23 protein-coding genes, 1 pseudogene and 1 riboswitch are annotated in these 23371 nt (G+C 44.6%); of the genes and pseudogenes, 12 read left to right on the forward strand and 12 right to left on the reverse strand.

Features of this window, described 5'->3' with window-relative positions; all coding sequences use genetic code 11:
- Positions 1 to 66: 66 nt before the first annotated feature.
- Positions 67 to 1056 (reverse strand): tryptophan--tRNA ligase, encoded by a 990-nt coding sequence (trpS, locus tag NSS79_RS14640; protein ID WP_342439883.1) that lies wholly within the window; start codon positions 1054 to 1056, stop codon positions 67 to 69.
- 727 nt (positions 1057 to 1783) lie between these two features.
- On the opposite strand from trpS, the pseudogene NSS79_RS14645 reads away from it, so the two are divergent.
- A pseudogene (locus tag NSS79_RS14645) lies at positions 1784 to 2161 on the forward strand (GNAT family protein); the annotation flags it as partial.
- Between the two features lie 12 nt (positions 2162 to 2173).
- On the opposite strand, the gene NSS79_RS14650 reads toward NSS79_RS14645, so the two are convergent.
- Both NSS79_RS14650 and NSS79_RS14655 read right to left on the reverse strand, forming a co-directional pair.
- Positions 2174 to 3766 (reverse strand): DUF4179 domain-containing protein, encoded by a 1593-nt coding sequence (locus tag NSS79_RS14650; RefSeq protein ID WP_342439884.1) that lies wholly within the window; start codon positions 3764 to 3766, stop codon positions 2174 to 2176.
- Positions 3735 to 4316: a sigma-70 family RNA polymerase sigma factor gene (locus NSS79_RS14655; RefSeq protein WP_342439885.1), complete on the reverse strand. Its 582-nt coding sequence runs from the start codon at positions 4314 to 4316 to the stop codon at positions 3735 to 3737. Before NSS79_RS14655 ends, NSS79_RS14650 begins: the two co-directional genes overlap by 32 nt.
- Positions 4317 to 4437: 121 nt before the next feature.
- On the opposite strand from NSS79_RS14655, the gene NSS79_RS14660 reads away from it, so the two are divergent.
- The 4 genes from NSS79_RS14660 (at position 4438) to NSS79_RS14675 (ending at position 8065) form a co-directional block, all read left to right on the forward strand.
- Positions 4438 to 5205 carry a nucleotidyltransferase domain-containing protein gene (locus NSS79_RS14660; protein ID WP_342439886.1) on the forward strand — a complete coding sequence of 256 codons (768 nt, stop codon included), beginning with the start codon at positions 4438 to 4440 and terminating at the stop codon, positions 5203 to 5205.
- 126 nt (positions 5206 to 5331) lie between these two features.
- A riboswitch (cyclic di-GMP riboswitch) is annotated at positions 5332 to 5423 on the forward strand.
- Between the two features lie 50 nt (positions 5424 to 5473).
- Positions 5474 to 6529 (forward strand): hypothetical protein, encoded by a 1056-nt coding sequence (locus tag NSS79_RS14665; RefSeq protein WP_342439887.1) that lies wholly within the window; start codon positions 5474 to 5476, stop codon positions 6527 to 6529.
- Between the two features lie 139 nt (positions 6530 to 6668).
- Positions 6669 to 7028 carry a hypothetical protein gene (locus tag NSS79_RS14670; protein WP_342439888.1) on the forward strand — a complete coding sequence of 120 codons (360 nt, stop codon included), beginning with the start codon at positions 6669 to 6671 and terminating at the stop codon, positions 7026 to 7028.
- A 38-nt stretch (positions 7029 to 7066) separates the two neighbouring features.
- On the forward strand, positions 7067 to 8065 hold the full coding sequence (locus tag NSS79_RS14675; protein WP_342439889.1) for a ketoacyl-ACP synthase III: 999 nt from the start codon (positions 7067 to 7069) through the stop codon (positions 8063 to 8065).
- A gap of 274 nt (positions 8066 to 8339) precedes the next feature.
- On the opposite strand, the gene NSS79_RS14680 is transcribed toward NSS79_RS14675, so the two are convergent.
- The gene (locus tag NSS79_RS14680; protein ID WP_342439890.1) at positions 8340 to 9146 is read right to left on the reverse strand and encodes an alpha/beta hydrolase; all 807 of its coding nucleotides are present in this window, start codon (positions 9144 to 9146) and stop codon (positions 8340 to 8342) included.
- Positions 9147 to 9162: 16 nt separating this feature from the next.
- On the reverse strand, positions 9163 to 9708 hold the full coding sequence (locus tag NSS79_RS14685) for a PadR family transcriptional regulator (protein ID WP_342439891.1): 546 nt from the start codon (positions 9706 to 9708) through the stop codon (positions 9163 to 9165).
- Between the two features lie 572 nt (positions 9709 to 10280).
- On the opposite strand from NSS79_RS14685, the gene NSS79_RS14690 reads away from it, so the two are divergent.
- Both NSS79_RS14690 and NSS79_RS14695 read left to right on the forward strand, forming a co-directional pair.
- On the forward strand, positions 10281 to 11363 hold the full coding sequence (locus NSS79_RS14690) for a hypothetical protein (protein WP_342439892.1): 1083 nt from the start codon (positions 10281 to 10283) through the stop codon (positions 11361 to 11363).
- Positions 11364 to 11526: 163 nt separating this feature from the next.
- Positions 11527 to 11658 carry a hypothetical protein gene (locus tag NSS79_RS14695; protein WP_342439893.1) on the forward strand — a complete coding sequence of 44 codons (132 nt, stop codon included), beginning with the start codon at positions 11527 to 11529 and terminating at the stop codon, positions 11656 to 11658.
- Positions 11659 to 11700: 42 nt separating this feature from the next.
- Here the strand turns inward: NSS79_RS14695 and NSS79_RS14700 are convergent, their stop codons facing one another.
- Positions 11701 to 12921: an IS256 family transposase gene (locus NSS79_RS14700; RefSeq protein ID WP_342435582.1), complete on the reverse strand. Its 1221-nt coding sequence runs from the start codon at positions 12919 to 12921 to the stop codon at positions 11701 to 11703.
- 81 nt (positions 12922 to 13002) lie between these two features.
- On the opposite strand from NSS79_RS14700, the gene NSS79_RS14705 reads away from it, so the two are divergent.
- Together NSS79_RS14705 and NSS79_RS14710 are read left to right on the forward strand one after the other, a co-directional pair.
- Positions 13003 to 13743 (forward strand): copper amine oxidase N-terminal domain-containing protein, encoded by a 741-nt coding sequence (locus tag NSS79_RS14705; RefSeq protein ID WP_342439894.1) that lies wholly within the window; start codon positions 13003 to 13005, stop codon positions 13741 to 13743.
- A 237-nt stretch (positions 13744 to 13980) separates the two neighbouring features.
- Positions 13981 to 14679, forward strand: a complete 699-nt coding sequence (locus NSS79_RS14710; protein WP_342439895.1) for a thioredoxin domain-containing protein — start codon at positions 13981 to 13983, stop codon at positions 14677 to 14679.
- A gap of 251 nt (positions 14680 to 14930) precedes the next feature.
- Here the strand turns inward: NSS79_RS14710 and NSS79_RS14715 are convergent, their stop codons facing one another.
- The 5 genes from NSS79_RS14715 to NSS79_RS14735 all read right to left on the reverse strand — a co-directional run bounded on the left by NSS79_RS14715 (position 14931) and on the right by NSS79_RS14735 (position 18336).
- The gene (locus NSS79_RS14715; protein ID WP_342439896.1) at positions 14931 to 15227 is read right to left on the reverse strand and encodes an ATP-binding protein; all 297 of its coding nucleotides are present in this window, start codon (positions 15225 to 15227) and stop codon (positions 14931 to 14933) included.
- The gene (locus tag NSS79_RS14720; RefSeq protein ID WP_342440376.1) at positions 15212 to 15826 is read right to left on the reverse strand and encodes a histidine kinase dimerization/phospho-acceptor domain-containing protein; all 615 of its coding nucleotides are present in this window, start codon (positions 15824 to 15826) and stop codon (positions 15212 to 15214) included. Before NSS79_RS14720 ends, NSS79_RS14715 begins: the two co-directional genes overlap by 16 nt.
- Positions 15827 to 15840: 14 nt before the next feature.
- Entirely contained in the window at positions 15841 to 16638 is a 798-nt protein-coding gene (locus tag NSS79_RS14725) for an ABC transporter permease subunit (protein WP_342439897.1), read from the reverse strand.
- Complete coding sequence (locus NSS79_RS14730) at positions 16631 to 17557, reverse strand: ABC transporter ATP-binding protein (RefSeq protein WP_342439898.1); 927 nt, start codon at positions 17555 to 17557, stop codon at positions 16631 to 16633. Before NSS79_RS14730 ends, NSS79_RS14725 begins: the two co-directional genes overlap by 8 nt.
- A gap of 104 nt (positions 17558 to 17661) precedes the next feature.
- Positions 17662 to 18336: a response regulator transcription factor gene (locus NSS79_RS14735; RefSeq protein ID WP_342439899.1), complete on the reverse strand. Its 675-nt coding sequence runs from the start codon at positions 18334 to 18336 to the stop codon at positions 17662 to 17664.
- 234 nt (positions 18337 to 18570) lie between these two features.
- Between NSS79_RS14735 and NSS79_RS14740 the strand changes: the two genes are divergently transcribed.
- Positions 18571 to 19419, forward strand: a complete 849-nt coding sequence (locus NSS79_RS14740; RefSeq protein ID WP_342439900.1) for an alpha/beta hydrolase — start codon at positions 18571 to 18573, stop codon at positions 19417 to 19419.
- A 303-nt stretch (positions 19420 to 19722) separates the two neighbouring features.
- On the opposite strand, the gene NSS79_RS14745 is transcribed toward NSS79_RS14740, so the two are convergent.
- Positions 19723 to 20583, reverse strand: coding sequence for an alpha/beta hydrolase (locus tag NSS79_RS14745; RefSeq protein WP_342439901.1), 861 nt, complete (start codon positions 20581 to 20583; stop codon positions 19723 to 19725).
- Positions 20584 to 20887: 304 nt separating this feature from the next.
- Here NSS79_RS14745 and NSS79_RS14750 point away from each other — a divergent pair, with 304 nt between their 5' ends.
- Complete coding sequence (locus tag NSS79_RS14750) at positions 20888 to 21250, forward strand: BlaI/MecI/CopY family transcriptional regulator (protein ID WP_342439902.1); 363 nt, start codon at positions 20888 to 20890, stop codon at positions 21248 to 21250.
- Between the two features lie 2 nt (positions 21251 to 21252).
- Positions 21253 to 23319, forward strand: a complete 2067-nt coding sequence (locus tag NSS79_RS14755; protein WP_342439903.1) for a M56 family metallopeptidase — start codon at positions 21253 to 21255, stop codon at positions 23317 to 23319.
- Positions 23320 to 23371 lie beyond the last annotated feature (52 nt).

Below are 23371 nucleotides of genomic sequence, written 5' to 3' on the forward strand. Positions count from 1 at the left end.
TGCTATTCACAATTATTCAGCTGTTAAGTCATCTATTCCAGATCCTTCGTTGAAAGCATCCCGAGTTCATTTAAAATAATCAAGGCTCATCGCCTCGCGGACTTCGTTCATCGTTTCCTGGGCCAGAGACCGGGTATGGCGGGTGCCGGCCATTAATATATCATCGACAAGCTTCGGTCTGGCCGCATAATAGGCCCGGCGTTCCCGCATAGGTGCCAGAAGCATTTCCAGCGCGGTGGTGATCCGTTCTTTGCAGGCCGAACATCCGATGGTCCCGCGTTCGCAGCCTTCGCGGATTTCAGCGGCGTCTTGCGGAAGAAAGGCCCGGTGATAAGCATAAATTGGACAGATATCCGGATGCCCGGGATCATTTTTATGAACGCGGGCAGGATCTGTCACTGCTCTTTTTATTTTGTGGGTAAGGTCTTCCGTTGAAGCATCGAGCGTTATGGCGTTGCCGAGGCTTTTGCTCATTTTCGCGTTGCCGTCTGTGCCAATCAGCCTTGGTGTTTCACTGATCAACGCCTGAGGTTCCACAAATATAGGCTTATATAGCTCGTTAAACCGGCGCACAATTTTACGGGCCAGCTCCAGATGCGGCAGCTGATCCTCACCAACGGGAATAATGGTGGCTTTGCAAAAGGCAATATCGGCCGCTTGGCTTACCGGATAACCGAGGAAACCATAATACATTTCATCCAGACTGCCGTTTTTCGATTCTGCTTTTACTGTTGGATTGTGCCGTAGGTTATTCACCGTAACAAACATAGAGAAGAAGATCGTCAGCTCGGCGATTTCCGGAATCATGGACTGTACATAAAGGGTTGTCTTGCCGGGGTCAATGCCTACAGACAAATAATCGAGCATAATCTCGCGGATATGGCTGCGGATCAATTCGGGTCTATCGAAATGGGTTGTCAGTGCCTGAACATCCGCCAGAAATACATAGGATTCATATTGATCTTGTAAAATAACCCGGTTCTGCAGGCTGCCGGCGTAATGGCCAAGGTGAAGTTTGCCGGTAACCCGATCTCCTGTGAGTACACGTTTTTTCATCGTTAAAAAACCTCCTGGTATAATGTTGTTGTGTAGAAATTATAAATCGCCACCACCAGCCATCCTCCATGGCCATCACCCCCTTATCAACACAAAAAAACTCCGTCCCATAAGGACGAAGTTGTCGTTGTGCCACCTTAAATGACCGTCTCGCTGCATCAATTGCAAGCGTTACAGTCTTCGTTATACGGTGCGGAGATCGCTGAATACATGATCTCGAGACCGCTCCCTTGATAACGGCGGGATGCCCGGCATTTCCCTACAACATCGTAGCCGACGGTTCGGGAAAGCAACTCCAAAGTCCATTCGATCATATGCCGGACACCGGTTCGCAGCTACCACCGGCTCTCTGCAAGTCCTCTCACATATGTCTACTTACTCTTCTTCTGCGTTATTGATGATATATATGTATATTATTACCTGATCCCTGGAGATCGGTCAATGCTTTTAAAGTACTAAATAAAAAGGCAAAAGTAGCGGAGGGGAAATTTGGAACTGTAGGAGCGATAGCGACCGCCTTTGTCACCGGATTTCAACCGCATATAGCGGATTAAATCAAGAAATCTGGGGACAACAGCGCCCGGAAGTCCAAATATTCACCGCAGTTACGTCCTCGCCCAAATGGGGGAATCTTAAAATTTATGTAAATATCAATTCGGGCCGGAAAAAGAAACAAGTGTGATAAGTTATTTATAGACATTAAATGAAGAGGGATGCAATTACATAAATATTCAGCTGTAATAATAATGACAAATTACTTGGTATTATCGAGGCATTTGATTTTAATCAGAAAGTAAATAGGGTATCGGTCGGCTATTTTTTGGAGCAGGCCCATTGGGGGAAAGGCATTGCTTCAGAAGCGTTATTCCTATTGATAAATTACTTGTTTAATGATGCGGATATCAATAGGATTCAAGCTGAAGTAATGCCTCCCAATAGGGCTTCCAAAAAGGTGCTGCTGAAAAACGGCTTCATGAAAGAAGGAACTTTGAGACAAGCCAGTGTATGGTCAGGCAAAGGAATCGTCGATCTTGAAGTGTACAGCATCCTGAAAGATGACTACATCAAATGGCATATCGGATCAGAAGTTCCAGATCCACAATAGAATAGAAGCAACTCAAGGTTTTTTTATTTCGATTTTTGGCAGATCAAAGCTCCAGTTCACATCGGTAAATCTTTTATCCGTTATGACCCGGCGGAGCGTAAGCTCCTCGGGCAGCTCAGTCATGCCTTTGGCAATAAGATAGGCTTCATTCACATGATTGCCCGTCTCACCAAATGTGACTTTCTCATCCATAGTGTAACCACCTCTAAAAATAACCTTGTATTCTTTTCCTTGACCATCGAGGGCGACCCACTTGTCATTAGAAAATCTGTTGGTGAATTCGCCGCTGACCGACATCCAGCCGGATATTCCCGGTTCGTCCTTGATTTCCTTGATCTCTATCTTGTTCACCTTCAGCACATCACCTTGAGCACTAAATACTGCGGGTTTCTCATTAAGCTCATGAGGATGAAACGTCACTGAATCGTTAGACTTGACGGGACTATTGTAACCATCCAGGATGAACCGTACTTGCCGGCTGTCATATGGAAGGCTCTTGAAATAGTAGGTCCAGTGCAGCTTGCCGGCTTGTTCTGTTGATCTGACAGTGTAGCCGAAGGAAGTGTCGGTAATATATCCGGACTTGTAACGGTTGCTTCTTGAAACTTCTTCACCTTTCTCATCCTCAAAATGGAACATGAGCCCAAGAGCGTTATTAATATTGGCAGAAATAAGGCTGGCTGCCTCTCCAGTAAGCGAGGTGTTGAATTTCAGTGTGACACCTGCAGGTGTATGCATTACTTGATCCATCTCCAGCTTCATCCCATCCGGAGTAGTATAGACATGGTCCTTCAAATCTGTGGTTACTGTTAATGCCTGCGCTGCGGTCATATCCGCTTCATAGCTGAAGCTCCAGTCTCCGGCGACTACCTTTTCTGTTTCACTGTTTGAAGCCAGTTCATGAATATTGCCTTGAATAACTACGGTGCTTCCTGGGCCTTCATCAGGGAATACGTAAGTCAACAGCAGAGAGGCTTGACCAGAGTTTCCATAAATGTCACTGGCCAAGGGCATGATCTCTTTCAGTTCTCCGATGTTGTGTCCTTGTTCATCATGGATTTCCAATTGGCTGGTATTAAATTTGGACATTGCTTCGTTGGCAGCATGTCCGGTTTTATCCGTAATGCTAATGTTAAGCACCAAACGGGTAGGATCAGCCACTACGTCCTGCAGGACAAAGGTATAACCTTTATCGGTTTTCTCTATGCCAGGCTGCTGCACCACTCCGAGTATTCTGGCGTCCAGCAGACCAAGCTCTGCCCACTGGTTGGCAAGGAGGAACGGTTTCTGTGGAGGGTTGGACAGCGTCTCTGAGACCGTACCTGATCTGCCAATGAAAAACAGTAATGAAGCAATTCCTATCACTGCAGCAACAGTGCTGCCCCACTTTAAACCTCTTTTTAGGGTGCGGCCCTTTTGCATTCCGGATATCTCGGATAATTGTTGCCCGGAGGCGGGCAGTATCTCTGTATTGCGAACTTGTTCCATAACGCGCTCTGTGAAATCATCAGCTAGATTAGAGCTTGTATACAATTGTGAATCCGTCAATAGATCGTTATCAGTGCCGGACAAGTCATTGTGATTGGTGTAAGCCCATTTTTTCATTGGAACCCTCCCTGGATTTCGACCATTGTTTCTTCAGCTTTTGGCGGGCGCGGTGGAGACAATTTTTGACCTGGTGCATAGGCATTCCCGTTATCGCTGAGATTTCCTCATAGGATAATTCATTGGTATAGCGAAGCAGCAGTACAATCCGGTATCGTTCTGGAAGCTTGGACAATTTCCGGTGCATTTCAAGCTCGTCTTCCTTACGCATATACTGCTCTTCAGGGGTTGGCCCGCGATCCTTCTCCTCCAGTAAGTTACTGCTTGTTAGGCCTGGGGATTTCCGCCTTTTCAGTGACCTGAAGTGGTTGATCGCAATGGCGTACAGCCAAGCGGTAAAGCTTGATTGGCCATGATGCTCGCGGAGTTTCTGGTATGCTTTGATAAAAGTTTCCTGGGCCAAATCCTGTGCATCCTGGTGACTGGCGCCCATACCGAGCAGCAGACCATACAAGCTCGACTTGTATTTGTCTACGAGTACCGCAAAGGCCTCCTGGTTGCCCTGCAGCACTTCGGCAATGATTTGTTCGTCGTTTTCCTGTGCCTTCATCCAGTGCCTCCAATTGATTTATTTGTATATAAGACGCACCAGCGCCACAATATTTCTCACTTTTAATAAAAAAAGAAAGATTATGTTCAGATCATACTACACATTGCAGGGGGAAGAGAGAATGAAACAAGACGAAGCAATCCGTCTGATAGGCTTGGCCGTAAAGGGTGATCCGGCAGTCAGGGCAGTATTTCTGAAAGGCGCACATGCCAGAGGAGAGCAGGATGTTTACTCGGATGTTGATTTGTACTGTTTGGTCCACAGCGAGGGCTTGACGGATTTTTTAGCGCGCAGAATATCCCATATGGAGAGCTATAAACCGCTGATATTCTGGTCGGAAGCTAACTTTGTAGGGCCGCAAATTGTTGGCGTGTTTGAAGACGGTCTGCATTTCGATCTTTATACAGTGACTGAGGAGAGTCTGAAACAAATCGAGCAAATCCTTGTCCTGCATGATCCCGAGGGATGTCTTGCCAATTACAAGGCAGAGAGCTTCCCCATGTCGGATGCGGAGATTACGAGGCTCCTTTCCGGTTTCACTTTCAGCCTTCTGGAATTTGAGACCGCGTATCTTCGCGGCGATTTGCTCTGGGCACATCGGCTCGGCAGTCATCTGGCGGCAGATCTAATGACCGTTCTGCGGCATGTAATAGATCCTTTTACAGCGCAGCTCGGCATCAAGAGACTGCATCGCAAACTCAGTCCACAGCAACTGGATGAGTTAACAGGAGCGTTAAATGGTCTTGGACCGGATGCATTACCTTCAGTTGTCCAGAAGCTGGTGGACCTCGCTGCAGCGTTAATTGCAGAATTGACCGAAAGGCTGTCAGAGAACTGGAATCAGCGTTTTTTCGATTTTATGGTCAAACGGATCTACGCACTATCGTAACAAAACAGGTACAGCGAACAATATTTGAATGTGAGAAAAAAGGAGGATAATGACTACTCTTGTCGAATTATAAATTTAGATAGATAATAAATACCAAAATATGTTTGTGATTCGGAAGCGCCAGCTGATGAACAAAGGCAACTCCGCCGAAAGGCGGAAGACGCAAAGCCACCGGTCTAAACCGCTCACGAAAGCGGCATGACAGCGGGGACGCTCATGTAGTTTGGTTTTTTGTTGTCTAAATACAACAAAAGGAGAATAAAAAAACATGTTTTTGAAGATTCGCCACAAAATAAGGCCAGGCTTAGCGTTTATTCTGGCTGCGGTCTTGGCTGCAGGACCCCTGATTGCCAGTCCGGTCCACGCAGCTGCGAAGTACACTTTTACAGATGTCAAAACTGCATATAACATGCCGCTTGACTACAACTACAAGTTCACGGGTGACACGATCGCTTCACTGGAGAAGGATAGCAAAGGGGCTTATCAGCTGTACCTACATAACTGGAAGAAGAAGACGACGGAGAAAGTTACTTCTACTAACACGTTCAAAACGAACTTGCAGCTCCTGGGAGACAGTGTTTATTATTATGAGTCCACAATTGAAGTGACTAAACAAATTAATATCTATCCGAAGAAGCTGGTACAGTACAATTTGAAAACCAAAAAAACAAGCGAGCTTCCGCTGGAAGTGAAAACTCCGGAATTACTGGGTGTGGGTGACAAATATTATGTACACAGCAGTGGCTCAGATTTTTACTTCACTAACAAAACGACACTGGAAACTCAGACCATCAATGATCTCGGTTTTGATCAGGTCCACCAGTTTGTAGATGACAAGTTCATCTATAGCAAATGGGACACCGGCACGTTGTATCTGTATGATCTGCCAAGTTCAAAAACAACTGAGCTTTACAAGCTGAAAGAAAATGAATCCTTCAACCTCGTAGCTTCGAATGGTAAAGATATTGTCTGGATGATTGACTCCAAAGAAGTGGATGCTGCCGGGAAGACCAAAAATTACTTCATTTATATGACGATGGACCGCAGTAAAGCCGGAGCCCCGGTTAAAGTATTGCTCAAACGTGAATGGGTAATTGGCGACCGGAATGATCTATTACTTGTAGGTGACAATTATGCGGTGTTCTCGGAAATGATGAACAATAAACTGGTAGCCCGCGGAGTGAACCTCCGAAACGGGGAACTCTTTTTGCTTGGGGAACGAAACCGCAGTGCGGACAATTTTGTGTATTTTAATAAAGACACACTGATCTCACGCGACGCAAATGACTATATTGTGCTTCGTACAATAGTCAGAACGCCATAAATGAATTCTCAGAAACTATCAAAAAAACAGTGCAATTTGACGATAGTAGTAAAGCGGTAAATCTTGGGTATGAACCTATTTCCAATGAATCCCGCAACCGCAAATTGAAAAAAACAACTAAGAGGAGTGTCATTAAAAAATGATCGCAGAAACTAAAATGTACCCGGAATTCAACACCATCTTCATCAGCTTGCATGGATTTGCCGAATTGGCTGAAACGGTAAAAGAAGTGGAAATATTCGAGGTGTCCATGCCGACTTTGCCGATCCACGAGATGTCTCTGATTATTGACTGCAACGATATGGCGCCCTTCAAGCCGGAGATATTGCCGGTTCTGGAACGCTGCTATGTGCTGTATAACAGTTTTAAACATGCGGTTCTGGTGAATCCGAAGAAAGTAGTAGCCAAATCTCAATTACAGAGAGTAGCTCCAAGCGCCGGATTTAAAGGACATTTTGTGGATACGGTGGAAGAGGCTTGGGCAATCGTTAAATCCTAAATCGTATATCCTAAATCTAAAGCAGAGGGTGGTCAACCATGGCTAATGTCAAAATAGTAAGCACCGAAGTGTACCATCCTGCCTATAAGATCAGCAATGAGGAATTGGCTCTGCAGGCCGGAGCTTCAGCGGACAAGCTTATCGGCATTTGGGAGTTCTTTGGCCGTAAGGATCGTTATTACGCGGCGGACTATGAAGAGAGCACGCTTTATATGGCTATTGAAGCATCCAAAAAGTTATTGAAGAGCTGTGGGCTCAGCGGAAGCGATTTGGATATGATCGTATTCTCCTCAGGAACACATGATTTCAGCGCTCCGACAGATGCTGCATTTGTGCATCAGGCGCTGGAGGGTAAAGATTCCTGCATTATCTATGACAGCAATGCCAACTGTGTAGGTATGGTTGTCGCTGCTGACCAAGCAGCCCGATCCATGATATCCACGCCCAGAGTGAGATACGCACTCATTGTAGGGTCGGAGCAGATTGCCCGTTTCTACAAAGAAGGGGACCTGGCATCCAAGGGCCTTTGCGGAGATGCGGCCTGTGCGGTTCTGCTGGAGAGAGTGGAGGATACGGATTCCGGTCTGATAGATTCGGCGTACTACACCAATACGCAGAAGGCGGAGGATATGCAGTTCCCTGCCGGAGGCATGACGCAAATGTACGGAGAACATCTGTCGCTTGAAGAGAAGAAAATCTATCTTCATCCGGAGTACAACGTCAATGTGGCTTTCCCGACAGCAGTATCCAATATTGAGCAGCTGCTTCAGGAACATGGATATACAAAAAGTGATGTGAAGCACTATATCCTTAGTCAGTTAAACTTGAGCGTCATTAAAGATATCGCGGGTAAGCTGGATGAGGAGCTCGTTAAATTCCCTTACATTGGGGATATTTATGGCTACACGGGCACAAGCAGTCCGTTTATCACCCTTCACCATGCGATTAAGGACGGGACGCTGGTACCCGGCGACTTGTTTTTTATGTGGTCGGTAGGCGCGGGTATTACGAGTTGTGCTACCTTGTGGAGACTCTAACATCACCACTACAGTAATGGAACGCGATAGAAAAACAACGAAAGCCTGCGCTTTGGTGCAGGCTTTTTTGTCTATATAAGTTGAACTAAAGAACTACCTAGAGGCAAAAGCAGCGGAGGGGGATTTTGGAACTGGAGGAACGGTAGTGTCCGCCTTTGTCTTCGGATTTCTACCGCTAATAGCGGTTAAAATCAAGAAATCTGAAGACAACAGTGGCCGGAAGTCCAAACATTCACCGCAGTTGCGTTCTATGCCGGCTCGGTAAGTCTAAAGTTCAACTTATATGGTCTTTATTTAAGAATTCAATAATCAACTCTATAAATTCAGCAGGCTGCTCAAAATGCGGATAATGGCCGCATTGACGCAGCTGGACGAATTCTGAAGCTGGAATATTCTTATGTACGTAACTGCAGATCTGCTTGTTGAAGGGTAAATCCAGCCCGGCTTCCATAACAAGTGTTGGATGACTGATTTCATTTAAGCGACTGTAGGCCTGAGGCATTAAAGGACGATGCAAATTGGGCTTGCCTTGATAAAAGACTTCATTACTGACATAAAGCTCTTTGAATTGAGCCCGAAGCGTCTGATCTTGTGGAACGAGGTAGTGCCAGAAGCTGTTCTTCATAAAATGCTCCGCAGCCTTGTTGATTCCAACCCGGCGGACTCTCAGGAAATCCTTCATGCCTTCCCAGGACAGCCGCAAGGGATACTTGGCGCCGTTAACAGAAGGGGCAACAAGGATTAGCTTGCTGACACGATCCGGATAGGCCAGAGCGAAGTCAATCGCAGCACTTCCTCCAAAGGAAGAGGCGACAACACTGGCACGGGTAATCCCAAGATGATCCAGAACGGATTTCAGGTCCTGATAATAGGAGAAGGGGGTGGTGATAGCGTCGCTTTGTCCATATCCTCTCTGATCATACCGGATCACCTGATAAGCTTGAGCCAGTCTTTCCACATGGAGATCCCACACCTTGAGGTTGGAGTAGCCGCCATGCAGCAGCACAAGCGGTTCACCTGTTCCTTGTACTTCGATGTTAAAGTTTACACCCTGGATGTTATGCAGTTCACTCTGATTCACTTTTTTCACTCCCTCGTTAACGCTGTTGATTTAACCATTCAATTGATTCTTTGCACCACTGCAGTCTAGCTTCGGTTGACAGGATTCCATAGTTTAAGGTTAACATCCACATCGGTAAATCTTCCGGCGATTGCTTCTGTGTTATTAATGAACGCTGTTGTTCGCGGTAAACCTCCATGGCATTTGTGAGCTCACCCAGCTCATGTTCGAACAAACTTCTAATGACTTCTCTATCCTGAGGGGTTGCAAAAAAAACCTTCAGCAGCAATTCATCCCGGTAGTTAAGGGCGCCAATGGGGGCGGACAGCCATTCCCGGAAATGATCCATGCCTTCAGGCGTAATCTGATACTTTTTTTGCCCGCGTGTTTGATTGGGTGTGCTGGCTTCCACCGCATATCCTTGGGCAACAAGCTCCTTCAAAGCAGGATAAATCTGCCCGTAACTTTCACTCCAGAAATGATGAAGCGAGCCGCTGAAATGTTTCTTGATGTCATATCCGGAATAGACTCCTTTCGTTAAAACACCCAGAACTGCGAACATTGTATTTCCTGATTTGGCCATAACCCTCGCTCCTGACTATAATGTATCTATTAGATATGTAACTATTAGATATATCATACAACGTAGATCTTGTAATTTCAACCCTTGCAAACCATCTCATCGGCACAAAAAAACAGAGCAGCGGAGGTTGTGCCTGCCGTGCTTTGTTGTGCTATTTAATGAATTTAGCTTCTAAGACCTGCCTCAGGTCAATCAATTTTCCTGGTTGAAACATTTCAAACTATTAACATGAGTTATGCACTTTGTAGGAAATGCTAGTAAATCTGCGGTTTGGAAGTAGGCCAAATAAGTATGAGAGATATGGGATGAGTGGTTTGCCAGCAAAGGTGCATGTTCTAGGCCTGGGAGTTGGAAAATATACGATGAGTCGCTTGTTCTCGAACACTTGATTCTCTGTAACTCCTATATCTAAAATTCTATTTCAATCTATATATCCTTATATTTATCATATATAGAAAAAATAACCTGTAAATAAATAGAAATAAATAAAATAATGTGTTATTCTAAACTAGTAATATATGGGAGGGTATTGCGAAATCATTTTTCTCTTGGACTAAAAATAAAATTAGGAGATGTTTAATTGTGAAAAAAACTATTCCTGTATTGTTTTCATTTTTTTACTGGCAAGTATAATCAACCCTGTTAGTGCAGAACCGGTAACAGGAAAAATATCTATTGATTCTCAAATTAATGTTCGTGATAGATCAACTTTACGAACAATCATGGAAGGTCTAGATCCAGAAGATAGAGAAAATGTAATTTATCTTTATGAAGACGGAAGTTTTACGGCAAACAAAGTGGAACTGATAGACGAATTTAAGAAAGAGAACTCTCAAAATATTGGATTAGATGGGAAATTAAAACTAGAGCCTAACTATGAACTAGAGGGAAAAGTAGAAGAAACTTTTGAAAGTGTATCTACTAGCGCAAATGTTGATTTTCCCATTTCTACATATTCTTATACAAACCCGGGCTCACAATGTGTGGGTGATAACGCCGGACCGTTTAGAAGAGTTCTTTCTACTAAGGGTAAATCAAGAATAACAGCTAATATTTATCTTCCATCGAAAACTACATCTGAAGTGAGCATTATTAATTCGACTGAGAAGGCTCATATTTATATGGGTGCCTCCTCACCCTCCGGAGAGTTGGATATGGGATTAGCTTTAAACTATGACTCAGGAACATCACCCACTAACGAGACATGGGGAATGTTTGTTAAGGGTGACACTAATAATAACGCTAGTTTTGGTAACTTTAAAATGGGCTCAGAAGTGTTTATGAAGTTCTACGTAGTATCCAGTACTTCTGTTGCACTTTATGTTAACGGAGTAAATAAAGCTGGGGAGTCAAAAGAGTATACATTAGTAGCAGGAGTATCCTCAAGTAAAAATTTCAATACTAATGGTACAAACATGCAAGTGAAACGCTTAACAACTATTGCTCAAAAACCACAGCAGCTTGAATCGGGTTCTTATTTTTACAATACTCATTGGTATAATGTCAAGGTCGGGACAACTTCAGGAACTGAAGTGTTGATGGACTCTACAAATACTGCATCAGCATGTGGTTATCAAGTTGAAAATGTACTTGTTAATTATCTCTCCCAAAATAATGAGTATGTAAAATTAAAAGCAGGGATCCCTACTCCTTAACTGTTTTAATATATATTCATTGGCCTAATTTAGAATCAAATAAATTAGGCCAATCTATTTTTTAATTATTTGAAACATTACAAACTATGCATCGTCTAATTAATATCATATGTTTATCAAATAATTATAATTGTTATAAAAATAAAGGTTAGGAGAAAGAAAAATGAAAAAAATAAAATACGCATTTTTATTAGCTATTTCGATTATTACATTTTTAAGTGGATCTCAATACTCAGTAAATGCGAATGGTATTAGCAGAAACTCTTTAAAAGGGTCTGTCAATAATTTTGTGTAAACTCTTTTAAGCATAGATTCCCCCGAGGGGGAAGTCGCGAATCTAACGCAAGTGTTGACCGACCCGATCAGGAAAGAAGACGGACAACTGGAGCAGCATTTGCCCCCAGTTTTGTACACGTCCCGTCCATTTCCGAGTGACGTCAACGGTAGCTAAATAGAGCATCTTCAGCAATGCCTCATCCGTAGGAAAGATGCTTTTTCCTTTCGTTACTTTGCGTAGCTGGCGGTGGTAACTCTCGATCATATTGGTGGTGTAGATGAGTTTGCGGATCTCAGGCGGGTACTTGAAAAAGGTAGCGAGTTCGTCCCAATTTGTCCGCCAGGAACGGATAATAAGAGGATATTTAGCGCCCCAGACTTCCTGAAAACGGTCGAGTTCAAGCAAGGCGCCTTCCTCAGTAGCGGCCTTGTATATAGGCTTTAAGTCGGCGGTCACCTTCTTAATGTCCTTGTACGACACGTACCGTGTGGAACTGCGGATCTGGTGAATAATACACTTCTGGATTTCAGTTTGGGGGTAGCAGGCTGCAATCGCTTGAGAGAACCCGGACAGGTTGTCCACGCAGATAATGAGAATGTCCCCCACCCCGCGATTTTTCAGCTCATTGAGCACGCTCAGCCAGAACTTGGAGGACTCGTTCTCCCCGATCCACATGCCCAGCACATCTTTGTTTCCGTCCAAATCAATGCCAATGACCATGTAGGCGGCCTTGTTGATAATGGCCCCGTCTTGTTTGACTTTAAAGTGGATGGCGTCCAGATAGACGACCGCATAGACGCCCTGCAGAGGCCGGTTCTGCCATTCTTTAATGAGAGGAACAATCTTGTTCGTGACATTGGAAATGAGCGTAGGAGAGACTTCAATGCCATACATCTGTCCTAGATGATCCTGGATTTCTCTTGTACTGACGCCTTTGGCATACAGGGCAATGATTTGTTCTTCGATGCCCGTTACGTTCGACTGATGCTTCTTGACGACAAGTGGCTCAAACTCACCCAGACGGTCCCTAGGGATAGCGATTTCCTGTTCACCGTACTCACTGACGACCGTTTTTCGGCTCTTTCCATTGCGACTATTTGGAGTGAGTTTCGCCTTTACTTCATGCTTTCCGTAGCCTAAGTGAGTATCCATTTCGGCTTCCAGCATCTCCTGAATCGTCTCAGCGAATAGCTCTTTTAGAGCATTTTGCGCATCCTGTGCGCTTACCAAATTGTTTTCCTTAATAAATTCCCGTAACTGCTGTTTTGTCCAAAGTCCCATGTGTTCTCCCCAACCTTTCTCTTACTTCCATTTTAATGGGTTTGAGAGTTTACACAATATATTTTACAGACTCCTTTAAAATTGAAACTAAACAATTCATATGTTCTGTATTCAAATCAACAACTCCCCTATGCGGATTCTAACGGAAGGACCCTACTCCCCTTAAGATTAATTGGAGATGTGGTGGGGGCAGCAGTCTCATGGAGCGCCAAGGAACAAAAAGCATCGGTAACAATGGGAGCAGATAACATTTCTATCATTCTTAATGAAAAGATAGCACTTGTAAATGGTCAGAAGAAACAAATGGACACGGTTGCAGTGGTGAAAAATTCCACAATTATGGTTCCGGCAAGATTTATTGCTGAGGAATTTAAAATAAAAATTACATTTGACAAAATAACGAATGTCGTACATTTAGATGATCCAAGAATATTAAGTGCAGAAAGAATCAATAGAATTGATGAGATGGAACGAGTAGATGATAATTTTAATGGTGAAATAATTCCACTTGAATTCTCCTTTTTTAAAGACGTTAAGAATAGTGTGAAAAATAGAATCAATGTAAATCTACAAAATTATTCCTCTCAAGCAATAAAAAAAGATCAGTTGAATAGAAATATTATCTTTTTTGTTAGTAATTCTAAATTAGCTTTCATAGGTACTAGAGGTATGATCGCGCCTGACGGCTCAACGGGAGTAAACTCTATAAATATTAAAGCAAATAGTATTTATAATGATGAAATTTATATAGAATCTCTCAAAAATGATGAGGGAGAAGCGTTTCGCTATATTTTTGGTAATTATTTTATTACTACATCTTAAGTCAATTGGTTTTCGGAATGAATTTTCGTAGAAGGTTGTTTTAGATCTCTCATTTTCCTATACTTTATCTTTCTGAGTCGTGGAAATCACAAATGGCTATTTTTTACTGGAGCAGATATATCATATTGCTTTGCTTCATTTATTAAGTTTTCAATTTAAAACTTGCATGCTGGCATGATGTTGTTGATGTTAGATTTCTTCGAATATATTCAAAAATATACATGAGGGGTAGAAGGAATGGGCAAGATATCTAAAAAAAAATGGGCTGCATTTATTGGAGTGTTAGTTGTTTTTTTACTCGGGGCATCATCTATCTGGGCAATAAGTTCTGCACAGAAAGGCGAAATTGAAAAACTCCCTGCGCTTATGGATGCGAAAGGGAAAATAGAAATAGCGATTGGAGATTTCAAATTAGAAAAGCAACCTTTTCTTGGTGATCCTACTGCACCAATTAAAGTAATTGAGTTTATTGACTTTAAGTGCCCGTCATGTGCGAAATGGGAGAATGAAAATTTTCCTGATTTTAAGCAAGATTTTATTGATACTGGAAAAGTACAATTTTATGTTATAAACTTCCCATTCCTTGGACCTGACTCAATAGAAGCTGCACTTGCAGCAGAATCGGTATATAGACAAAACTCTGATAAATTTTGGGAATTTAAACACGAAATTTACCAAAATCAAGGTGATGAAGGAGAAATTTGGGCTACTGAAGAATATCTATTAAATTTAGTAACTCGAAAAATTGAAGGTTTAGATCTCTCTTTATTAAAGAACGATTTGAAAGAACATTCCTACCTACTTGATGTTAAAGAAGATTTTAAAGTTACTGCTGCAAATGGAGTCTATGGCACCCCTACATTTATAGTTAATGGAGTGAAAGTGAACGGAGATTATAATGAATTGAAAACTACAATTACTCAACAGCTAAAATAGAATCTAAGATAAGGATCTGGAGATTGATTTGGTTCGTAGACCATAGTACAAAATTAATAAAAAATTAAACGCTGATTGATAAATATTAAAGCCGGTAGTCACTTAGGATTTAAAGGACTTTCCGGCTTATTTGCTGTTTAGTCAGATGGGCCACAATGATTTTGTGCCTAAAGCTTGTTTATCTTCGAAGATTCTGAGAGGAGTTCTTCCATTTTCTCTTATTTTAGTTCGACTGGAAATCAGGAGGGTGATCACATATATAGAGGCAGCTCGACTCTTATCTCTAGCACCCCATCCTGAATGGAGGCGCTGGTGCTGCCGCCCGATTGTTCTGCAAGCAGCCGGACAATGGACAAGCCCAGTCCTGTAGTTGCGCCTCTTGCTTGATCTGCGGTATAGAAACGTTCGAATATACGCTGTATATCAATAGCAGTGGCATCCTTCACTGGATTTCTGAAGACGATAGCCGCTTGTTGACCAGCAAGAATCTGTATTTCCACAGCTCCGTCCGAGTGGGTGACACAGTTGCGGATCAGGTTCTGGACCATCCGTACGACCATTTTCTTATCGGCAAAAGCAAACACGGCGCAGCATCTACAAGATGCACCGCCAGATGTCTTTGCTCAAATTCAGTGATGGATTCCGCCAGGCATTCTGTCACAAGGTTTGTCAGATGGATGCGCTCCTTGTCAGGCACCGGCTCTGCATTTTCCAAATAGGCATATTCGAAAAACTGTTCAATTAACGCTCCCAGCTTATCGGCATGTTTTTGAGCCGTTTGAAGTTTGCGCTGCTGATCCTCAGACAGTCCACCCGTTTCCAATAGCTGCTGATAGCCTTTAATCGCGGTAAGCGGTGTGCGCAGATCATGCGAGAGATTCGCAATCAGCTCCTTGAATCTTTTTTCTTCCAGAATGCTGTCCAGACGCAGGTTCTCTTCCACCTTTAAGGATTTGTTGATATTAGCCGTTAAGCGGTTCAACTCGGGGTTGATGAGCTCCAGACTAAGCGGCTGACGTGATTGTATGCCCAGCCGCTTATCCAGCTGCCGGTTGATGCTGCGCAATTGCAGCTGAAGAACAACAATATACAGGATGAGCATAACTACACAACACCCCAGGAACCCTGCTGCAATTGCCAACATCATCACCAGCCTTTCTGCTATTTCATTTCCGATTTTCTGAATGCACTATAGGAGACAGCTAACATCAGGGCGATAAAAGCCAGGCTGACCGCTGTAGCCTTGAACAGTTCCCCGGCACTTGCATCCAGAGTCACCACCGTATAACCCGAGGCGAAAGGAGTATAGGAGAACAATTTTGCCACCGTCGGAAGATTGTTCCCCAGACCCAGGGACTGATCGAGAAGCATAGTACCGCCAAACCCGATGCCGACAACAAGTGAAGACTTCTTCAGTACAAAGGAAGAAAGGATGCAAATGCTCAGCCGCGCAGCATAAACCGCCAACAGGGTCAGCATGACCGCGATCAGCTTCAGCAGGGACTCAGCATCAAAGGGGATGTCGGATTTGTTATCCAATATTTGCAAAAACACCGAAGCGGCATAAGGTGTACTGAACTTTTCACCTGTACTGAAAGCAATGCTGGTGATCACAATGTAGGGGAGCAGCAGAACGGCAGTAGCTATGAAATACACAATTGCCTTGCTGAGCATAACCTTAAACCGGCTATGGCCGCGTGAAATGGCATCCTGTATGGTTCTATGCTCAAAATCTCCGCAGATGAAGCTGCCTGCAAGGAACGAGCCTAGAAGGGTCAGAATGAACAGATCGGATAAGCTGAAGGTGAGCGAACCCAGCTCTGCAGCCATCTGGCCTTGCCCAATCCAATAGGAAATCAGATTCATTCCTAAAGCACTTATAAATGACAACAAGCTGGAAAGTATAAAGGCCTTGGATTTGCGCAGCTTGTACCAATCGGCGCGGATCAGATTAGGCATTCCGGTCACCTCCAATAACCGAAATGAAATAATCCTCAAGGGTATCTCCCTCGATACTCAGGCTAGTAACCACGATCCCATTGTCAAAGAGAGTGCGTGCCACCCGTTCCTTTTCATTTAAATAGTCGTACAGCTTGACCGTCTGATCCGGCATAACCTTGTAGTTACCGGTGTGCAGCTGCATTTCCAGAATACTGACCAGCTTCTCCGGCTGATCACAGCTGATCCGCAGATGATGCTTGCAGCTTTCCTCAAGCTCTGCGAGGGTGATCGATTGTTTGAGTTCCCCTTGATGGATAATAAAATAGTCGGTTGCCACTTGATACAGCTCCGGCAGATTGTGGCTGGAGATGAGGATAGTCATTTGCCGTTCCTCGCACAGCTTGATCAGCAGCTTGCGTACCTCAACCACACCCAAAGGATCAAGCCCGTTAATCGGCTCATCAAGGATCAGCAGCTCGGGGTCGCCGAGCAGAGCGATGGCAATCCCGAGCCGCTGCTTCATGCCGAGCGAGAAGTTTTTGGACTTTTTCTTTCCTGTACCGCTAAGGCCAACCAATGCCAGCAGCTCATCTTCCAGGGTCTCGCTGGGGATACCGCGCATGATCCTATGAAAGGTGAGATTTTGCTTTGCCGTCATATGCGGGGTTAGTGCAGGATGCTCAATCATACAGCCCAGTCTTTTCCGTTCCGCCTGCAGCGCCGTTTCGCCGTTTTGGCCGAATAGCTCAATACTTCCGGAGGAAGGGAAAACGAGTCCGGCCACAATACGCATTAATGTGGATTTGCCGGCACCGTTTTGCCCGATTAAACCGTAAATCCGGCCGGCTTCCATCGTTAGGGACAGATCCTTAAGTGCATTTGCACCTTTGTAGCTTTTGGTCAAACCGTTTGTTCGCAGCACATATTTGTTTTTCATGCCCACCAATCCTTTCTGGCTATAGTGTAAAGGCGGCAGGTTTAGAAAAGGTTAAGCGGATACAAACAGTCGAAAAACTGCCGGAAAGCTACAGGGAACAGCATCTACTCCTTGTACAGGCGGTAGCCGAGGCCCCATACCGTTTCTATGTATTCTATAGCCGGGTTTGCTTTTTTTAGCTTGCTGCGCAGATTGCTGACATGAGTTTTGACCGTCTGCTCATCCCCTGCATCATCATCCGGCCAGAGCGTTTCGTACAGATTCGCCTTGGTGAACACCTTGCCGTGATGCTTCAGCAGCAGCTCCAGGATCATATATTCTTTGGCAGTCAGATCTATTTCGCTTTCATTTACCGTAACCCGTTTAGTCTGGTCGTCCAGTGACAGATCTTTATACCGGAACTGAATTTTTTGCTGTTGCTGTGAACGCCGCAGATTCGATTCTACCCGTGCCACAACTTCGCCTAAGTCAAAGGGTTTTGTAATATAGTCATCCGCCCCCAGCTTTAGCAGGTCGATCTTCGTACCCACCTTATCCTTGGCGGAAATTATGATCACGGGTGTTTCCGAAATACCACGGATTTCTTTAAGGAGCTCATCCCCGCTTAGGAATGGAAGCATAATGTCCAGCAAAATCAAATCATAACGCGTATTCTTGATTTCTGTTAATCCGTCAGCGCCGGTAAATAGTGATTTCACCTGATATCCCGCATCCTTTAATGCTTCGGCTAGCATTAGATTGATATCCTCATGATCTTCAATAATCAGAATAGTCCCCACAGCCCGATGCTTCCTTTCTGTTTTCAATTCCTTACATACATAACACAGGGTTTCCCTTGGTGGCAACTGTTTTGACTGGAGATGGTATAATAATACAAGTGCGCATAAATTTGCGCCAACGATTTGGTATAGGGGTGAGCAGAGTGCTGGAACGCTCAATGGAAAATATCATGGGTTCAGGAAGGGAAAGGAGGGATGCGCAAAAAAAACAAATGAAATGAGGATGATTATGAGATGAACAGAGGACAAGTGATAAGCAATGACGGTGTTAAACTGAATTATGTTGTACAAGGAACCGGGCCAAAGATATTGGTTATAGGCAGCAGCGTCTATTATCCGCAACTCTTCTCGGCAGAGTTATTTGCACAATTTCAGTTTATATTCCTTGATCATAGAGGTTTTGCCAGTCCGTCTGCAGCCTTGAAGCCGGAGCAGTACCGGCTGGACCGGGTGCTGGATGACCTCGAGCTCGCAAGGCAGCAGCTTGGCCTGAGTGATGTGGTCATAATGGGGCATTCAGGGCATGCTTTTATGGCGCTGGCTTATGCCAGGAAATATCCGGAGCAGGTTCACAAAGTAATTCTGCTGAATTCAGCGCCAAGCAATAGCCGGGAAAGGCAAAGTCAGAGCGCTGCATTTTTCAATGAGACTGCAAGTCTGGAGAGAAAGACAGGATTCGAACAGGATATGGCTCTGCTAGAAGGCGACATCAGGCTAGACCCGGAACGCCGCTTCGTTCACATGTGTATTCGAATGGGTGCACAGAGCTTCTACGACTATTCCTTTGATGCAGCCTATATGTGGGAACAGGTACAAACGAATATGCCGGTTATGGATTATTTGTGGGGCGAGGTATTTGCCGGGATGAATCTGCTGCAGATGCTGAAGGATGTCAGCATGCCGGTTTTTATCGGGCTTGGAAGATATGATTATCTGGTTGGACCTGTTTCTTTATGGGAGACTATCGACGAGACATATCCCCATGTGAAGAAGGTAATCTTCGAGCACAGCGGACATAATCCGATGTTTGAACAACCGGAGCTGTTTAATCAAATATTGATAGAGTGGATGACACAGGAGTAAGGTTTGTTTAGATACGCTATATGAGTTGAACTAAAGAACTACCAAGAGGCTAAAGCAACGGAGGGGAATTTTGGAACTGTAGGAGCGATAGCGACCGCCTTTGTCTCCGGATTTCAACCGCAAATGGCGGTATAAATCAAGAAATCTGGGGACAACAGCGGCTGGAAGTCCAAATATTCACCGCAGTTGCGTTCTATGCCGGCTCGGTAAAACCAAAGTTTAACTTATATAATCGTTTGAAAAAAGGATCAGAGAAGATCGCCGACGGCGAACTTTCCTGATCCTCTTTACGATTCCGGTTGCTTAAAGTTGACCTAAAAATCTATCCATATAGGCGTAAAACTCTTCCTTGTTGCTGAGATGCACATTATGGTCGGGATGGGACATTTCATAGGCATGACAATTGGTGAGCAGGGACTGCATTTTGTTATAATCCTCGTCCGGTACGCCCTCACTGTTCTTAGCTCTAATCAGTAAAACGGGACACTTGATCTCCGGCAGCAGGTGATACCAATCTGCATTGTAATGAATGTTGGCGGCCATCGCCTGGGGACTGAACATCATCTGGTATCCATCGACGGTTTCGATCAGACTGTTCATGAAATATTGATAGCTAAGCTCCGATTCCATGGCCTGCCGGATATAGTCCATCGATTCGTTTAGGCTGGAGAAGGGCAGCGGCCAGTCCTTGGTTACAGGCTCAACACATGGTAGCTGATCCAGTGGCAGCAGGCTTGGCGTGGCAGGCCCGGCTGGGGATTTATCCAATATCGCTAAGGCTTGTATGTAATTTGGGTACATGGCTGTCAGATATCCGGCTACCCTCCCGCCCATAGAATGGCCTACCAGAATGATCGAATCGATCTTCAGATGATCCAATAGTTCAATAATGTCCCCGGCCATTTCTTCACCCGTATACTTGGATACAGGTTTGCTGCTTAGTCCGTGACCTCTTTGATCGGGGGCGATAATTCTGTACTGTTTGCCGTAATGCCGCATGAAATCAACCCACGTTTCTGCTCTGCCCCATCTGCCGTGGAGACAAAGAATGACCGGACCTTCCGTTCGTGTATCCAGATAAAACATTTCCAGACTGTTCAGCTTAGCCAGGTTTCTGTAGATTTTTGGATGCTCCAGCTTTTCCTCTAAGATTGAATCCCGCATAATTAACCTCCAAGCGAATCTAATATATTTGGATGAATTATACCATGTGATGCAAATAAAGAGAACGTATGTTGCTTTTTGTGTGTGATTACTCCCAGTAGGGTGTGCCTGTGAACAGAAATTGTTCTTTGTTAACATAATGCTTAAACTCTCTGGAGGCCAGTCTTTGAATATGCTCCGGCATAAACTGCCCCAAATATAGCATGTGTTAAAAAGTGGAACTTCTGGTAGACAGAATGGTCTACAAGTTGTAAACTGAGACTACATTAGTCTACAGATTGTAGACTCAAAGGAGTTCTGTAAAATGGACAAAATCAGACTGACAGAGACGGAAACTAAATTTGCGGACCTCATCTGGAGCCATGAGCCTGTCCCGTCGGGTGACCTCGTGAAGCTATGCGAATCTGAACTGAACTGGAAAAAATCGACGACCTATACGATGCTGAAACGTCTGGAGAGCAAAGGGATTTTTAAAAACAAAGAGGGTGTGGTGGCAGCGCTCATCTCCAAAGATGATTTCTATGCCCAGCAGAGCAAGCAGTTTGTAGAGGAGACCTTTCAGGGATCGTTGCCGAAGTTTCTGGCCGCATTCACAAGGAGCCGTAAACTGAGCGACACAGAGATTGACGAGTTTCTTAAAGTGATTCAGGATCATAAGGAGGAATAGCGGTGGAATCGCTGTTTTCGCAACTTTTGAGTATGAGCCTTACCGGCAGCTACGTCATCGTGTTTGTAATTGTGGCCCGGCTGCTGCTTAGAAAAGTTCCCAAAATTTTTTCATATGCCCTGTGGTCAGTGGTGTTGTTCCGGCTCGTATGCCCGTTCTCCTTCGAAAGTGTATTTAGCCTGATTCCTGCCAAAGCGCAGGAGCTTCCGCTTCAGCGGATCGCCACACAGCCGCCCCAGATTCCAGGCGGATTAGCAGGAGGCGGGCAAGCATTAAATAACCTGCTGGCTGAACCTGCCGCTACCGCTGCATCTGTGGTGGATACAAGTACTGCTGCCGATACGAATATCTGGCTGCTTGCGGGCCAATATGTATGGCTGTTTGGGATTATGGTGCTGCTCCTCTACAGCATTAGGGCAACGGTCCGGTTAGTTCGGAGCTTGAAACCTGCACAGCAGATCAGCGGAAATATCTACGAGATGAAGGGACTCGCAACCCCATTTGTGTTCGGGGCAATCAGGCCCAAGATTTATCTTCCGGCAGAGCTTGGAGAACATGAGCGGGGGTATATTCTGAAACATGAACAGGTGCATATCAAAAGACTTGACCATCTGATCAAACCTTTAGCATTTGCTGTATTATGCATACATTGGTTTAATCCGCTGGTCTGGATAGCTTTTGTTCTAATGAGCGAGGATATGGAGCTGTCTTGCGATGAAAGTGTCATCCGGCAGCTGGGCAGCGGCATCAAAAAGGATTATTCCACTTCACTTTTAACACTTTCGGCGGGCAGACGGTTCATAGGCGGTTCACCGCTTGCCTTTGGTGAGAATAATACGAAAGGACGTATTCTCAATATCCTGAACTACAGGAAACCCGCGTTCTGGGTAGTGATCCTTGTTATTATTGCCATTGCTGCAGTCAGTGTGGGTCTTATGAGCAATCCGAAACCAAGCACATTAACTGAACGGGATTATGCCAAGCAGTTCGTTGAAGAGGAAATTGCGGGTTATGCTAGTAACGAGGCGAATAAATTCAAAATTGTGGACAGCAGCATTAAGAAGTTTGAAAAGCTGGCAGAGGTTGACGGGCTGTTACCTGCTTCTTTGCAAATCTGGCAGCTGGAATATCGCCTGAAGCCTGATGATCCGGATAAAGTGCCTCTGACGGGCGAAATGAGAGACGGAATGATCACCGAAAAGGGAAGCATGGGCGATCCGATACTGGTATTTTCCTATGAAGAGGGGTCTCCAAATTACCTAGGCTCATTCCGGAGCGCAGAATATGATTTAAGTACAATTGCCGGGCGGGAGACCGCACTTCGTATGTTCCTCGAAGGCAAACAGCTATTGCCTCATGAGACCTATAGCGGGAAGCATATTCTGGTCAAATTTCCGCTCACCCTAGGGGAGACCAGCCAACTGTTATTATCACAGCCCGTGAAAGCAGGAGATAAAGGAATTTGGGCCGTTGAGCGCTGGAAGGATACCCGTGGCCATGAGTACTATCATACGCCGCAAAGTGATCTCCCGCCTGCAGAATATTATGACCGTTTGCAGGCACAAGCTGATCAGGGGGAAGAGGCCTGGCTTCTTGATCCTCAGCAGGTGGCCATTCGGTATATCAAAACGTTTATCGGGCCAACGGTTGCCAAGGATAAGCTTGAGGTGGATTATAATGCAACAGCAGCAGACTTTGCCGTCACTCCGGAAAGCACTACTTTAGGATATGTTCTGAACTTCAGCTTGGACAGTGAATCCTTTGATTTTGACAATGTTGAGTGGCTGACACTTGAGGATTCTGCGCGGTTTAAGGATTTGAACATTACGGAGGAAAACTTGCCGGGCGGATTCTATATTCTTAACAAATATACATTTACAGACCTTATGAAAGTAACAGCTGAAACGAAGTACAGCCTCCTTGACCAGGAGAACTGGGGCTCTTATAAAGACGTAACCAAGCAGGGATTTATTGAATTTCTCAATCAATACTCTGACCATTCGCCCTTATGCAAAGTTACGTACAAGGATGATTTTGTTACCGGCATTTCTGAGGTGTATCTGCCATAATTTAAACCTTTGAATATTAGTTTCAAAAACAGCCCGTCTGCCAGTTTTGGGA

The organism is Paenibacillus sp. FSL L8-0436 (assembly GCF_038593025.1).
GTDB lineage: Bacteria > Bacillota > Bacilli > Paenibacillales > Paenibacillaceae > Paenibacillus_AQ.

Excerpts from the sequence above, each read along its gene's own strand:
- trpS (WP_342439883.1), bottom strand. The coding sequence starts at position 1,056 with ATGAAAAAACGTGTACTCACAGGAGATCGGGTTACCGGCAAACTTCAC.
- NSS79_RS14650 (WP_342439884.1), bottom strand. The coding sequence starts at position 3,766 with ATGAAAAAATGGGCTTACACCAATCACAATGACTTGTCCGGCACTGAT.
- NSS79_RS14655 (WP_342439885.1), bottom strand. The coding sequence starts at position 4,316 with ATGAAGGCACAGGAAAACGACGAACAAATCATTGCCGAAGTGCTGCAG.
- NSS79_RS14660 (WP_342439886.1), top strand. The coding sequence starts at position 4,438 with ATGAAACAAGACGAAGCAATCCGTCTGATAGGCTTGGCCGTAAAGGGT.
- NSS79_RS14665 (WP_342439887.1), top strand. The coding sequence starts at position 5,474 with ATGTTTTTGAAGATTCGCCACAAAATAAGGCCAGGCTTAGCGTTTATT.
- NSS79_RS14670 (WP_342439888.1), top strand. The coding sequence starts at position 6,669 with ATGATCGCAGAAACTAAAATGTACCCGGAATTCAACACCATCTTCATC.
- NSS79_RS14675 (WP_342439889.1), top strand. The coding sequence starts at position 7,067 with ATGGCTAATGTCAAAATAGTAAGCACCGAAGTGTACCATCCTGCCTAT.
- NSS79_RS14685 (WP_342439891.1), bottom strand. The coding sequence starts at position 9,708 with ATGGCCAAATCAGGAAATACAATGTTCGCAGTTCTGGGTGTTTTAACG.
- NSS79_RS14690 (WP_342439892.1), top strand. The coding sequence starts at position 10,281 with ATGTTTAATTGTGAAAAAAACTATTCCTGTATTGTTTTCATTTTTTTA.
- NSS79_RS14695 (WP_342439893.1), top strand. The coding sequence starts at position 11,527 with ATGAAAAAAATAAAATACGCATTTTTATTAGCTATTTCGATTATTACA.
- NSS79_RS14700 (WP_342435582.1), bottom strand. The coding sequence starts at position 12,921 with ATGGGACTTTGGACAAAACAGCAGTTACGGGAATTTATTAAGGAAAAC.
- NSS79_RS14710 (WP_342439895.1), top strand. The coding sequence starts at position 13,981 with ATGGGCAAGATATCTAAAAAAAAATGGGCTGCATTTATTGGAGTGTTA.
- NSS79_RS14715 (WP_342439896.1), bottom strand. The coding sequence starts at position 15,227 with ATGGTCCAGAACCTGATCCGCAACTGTGTCACCCACTCGGACGGAGCT.
- NSS79_RS14720 (WP_342440376.1), bottom strand. The coding sequence starts at position 15,826 with ATGATGTTGGCAATTGCAGCAGGGTTCCTGGGGTGTTGTGTAGTTATG.
- NSS79_RS14725 (WP_342439897.1), bottom strand. The coding sequence starts at position 16,638 with ATGCCTAATCTGATCCGCGCCGATTGGTACAAGCTGCGCAAATCCAAG.
- NSS79_RS14730 (WP_342439898.1), bottom strand. The coding sequence starts at position 17,557 with ATGAAAAACAAATATGTGCTGCGAACAAACGGTTTGACCAAAAGCTAC.
- NSS79_RS14740 (WP_342439900.1), top strand. The coding sequence starts at position 18,571 with ATGAACAGAGGACAAGTGATAAGCAATGACGGTGTTAAACTGAATTAT.
- NSS79_RS14745 (WP_342439901.1), bottom strand. The coding sequence starts at position 20,583 with ATGCGGGATTCAATCTTAGAGGAAAAGCTGGAGCATCCAAAAATCTAC.
- NSS79_RS14750 (WP_342439902.1), top strand. The coding sequence starts at position 20,888 with ATGGACAAAATCAGACTGACAGAGACGGAAACTAAATTTGCGGACCTC.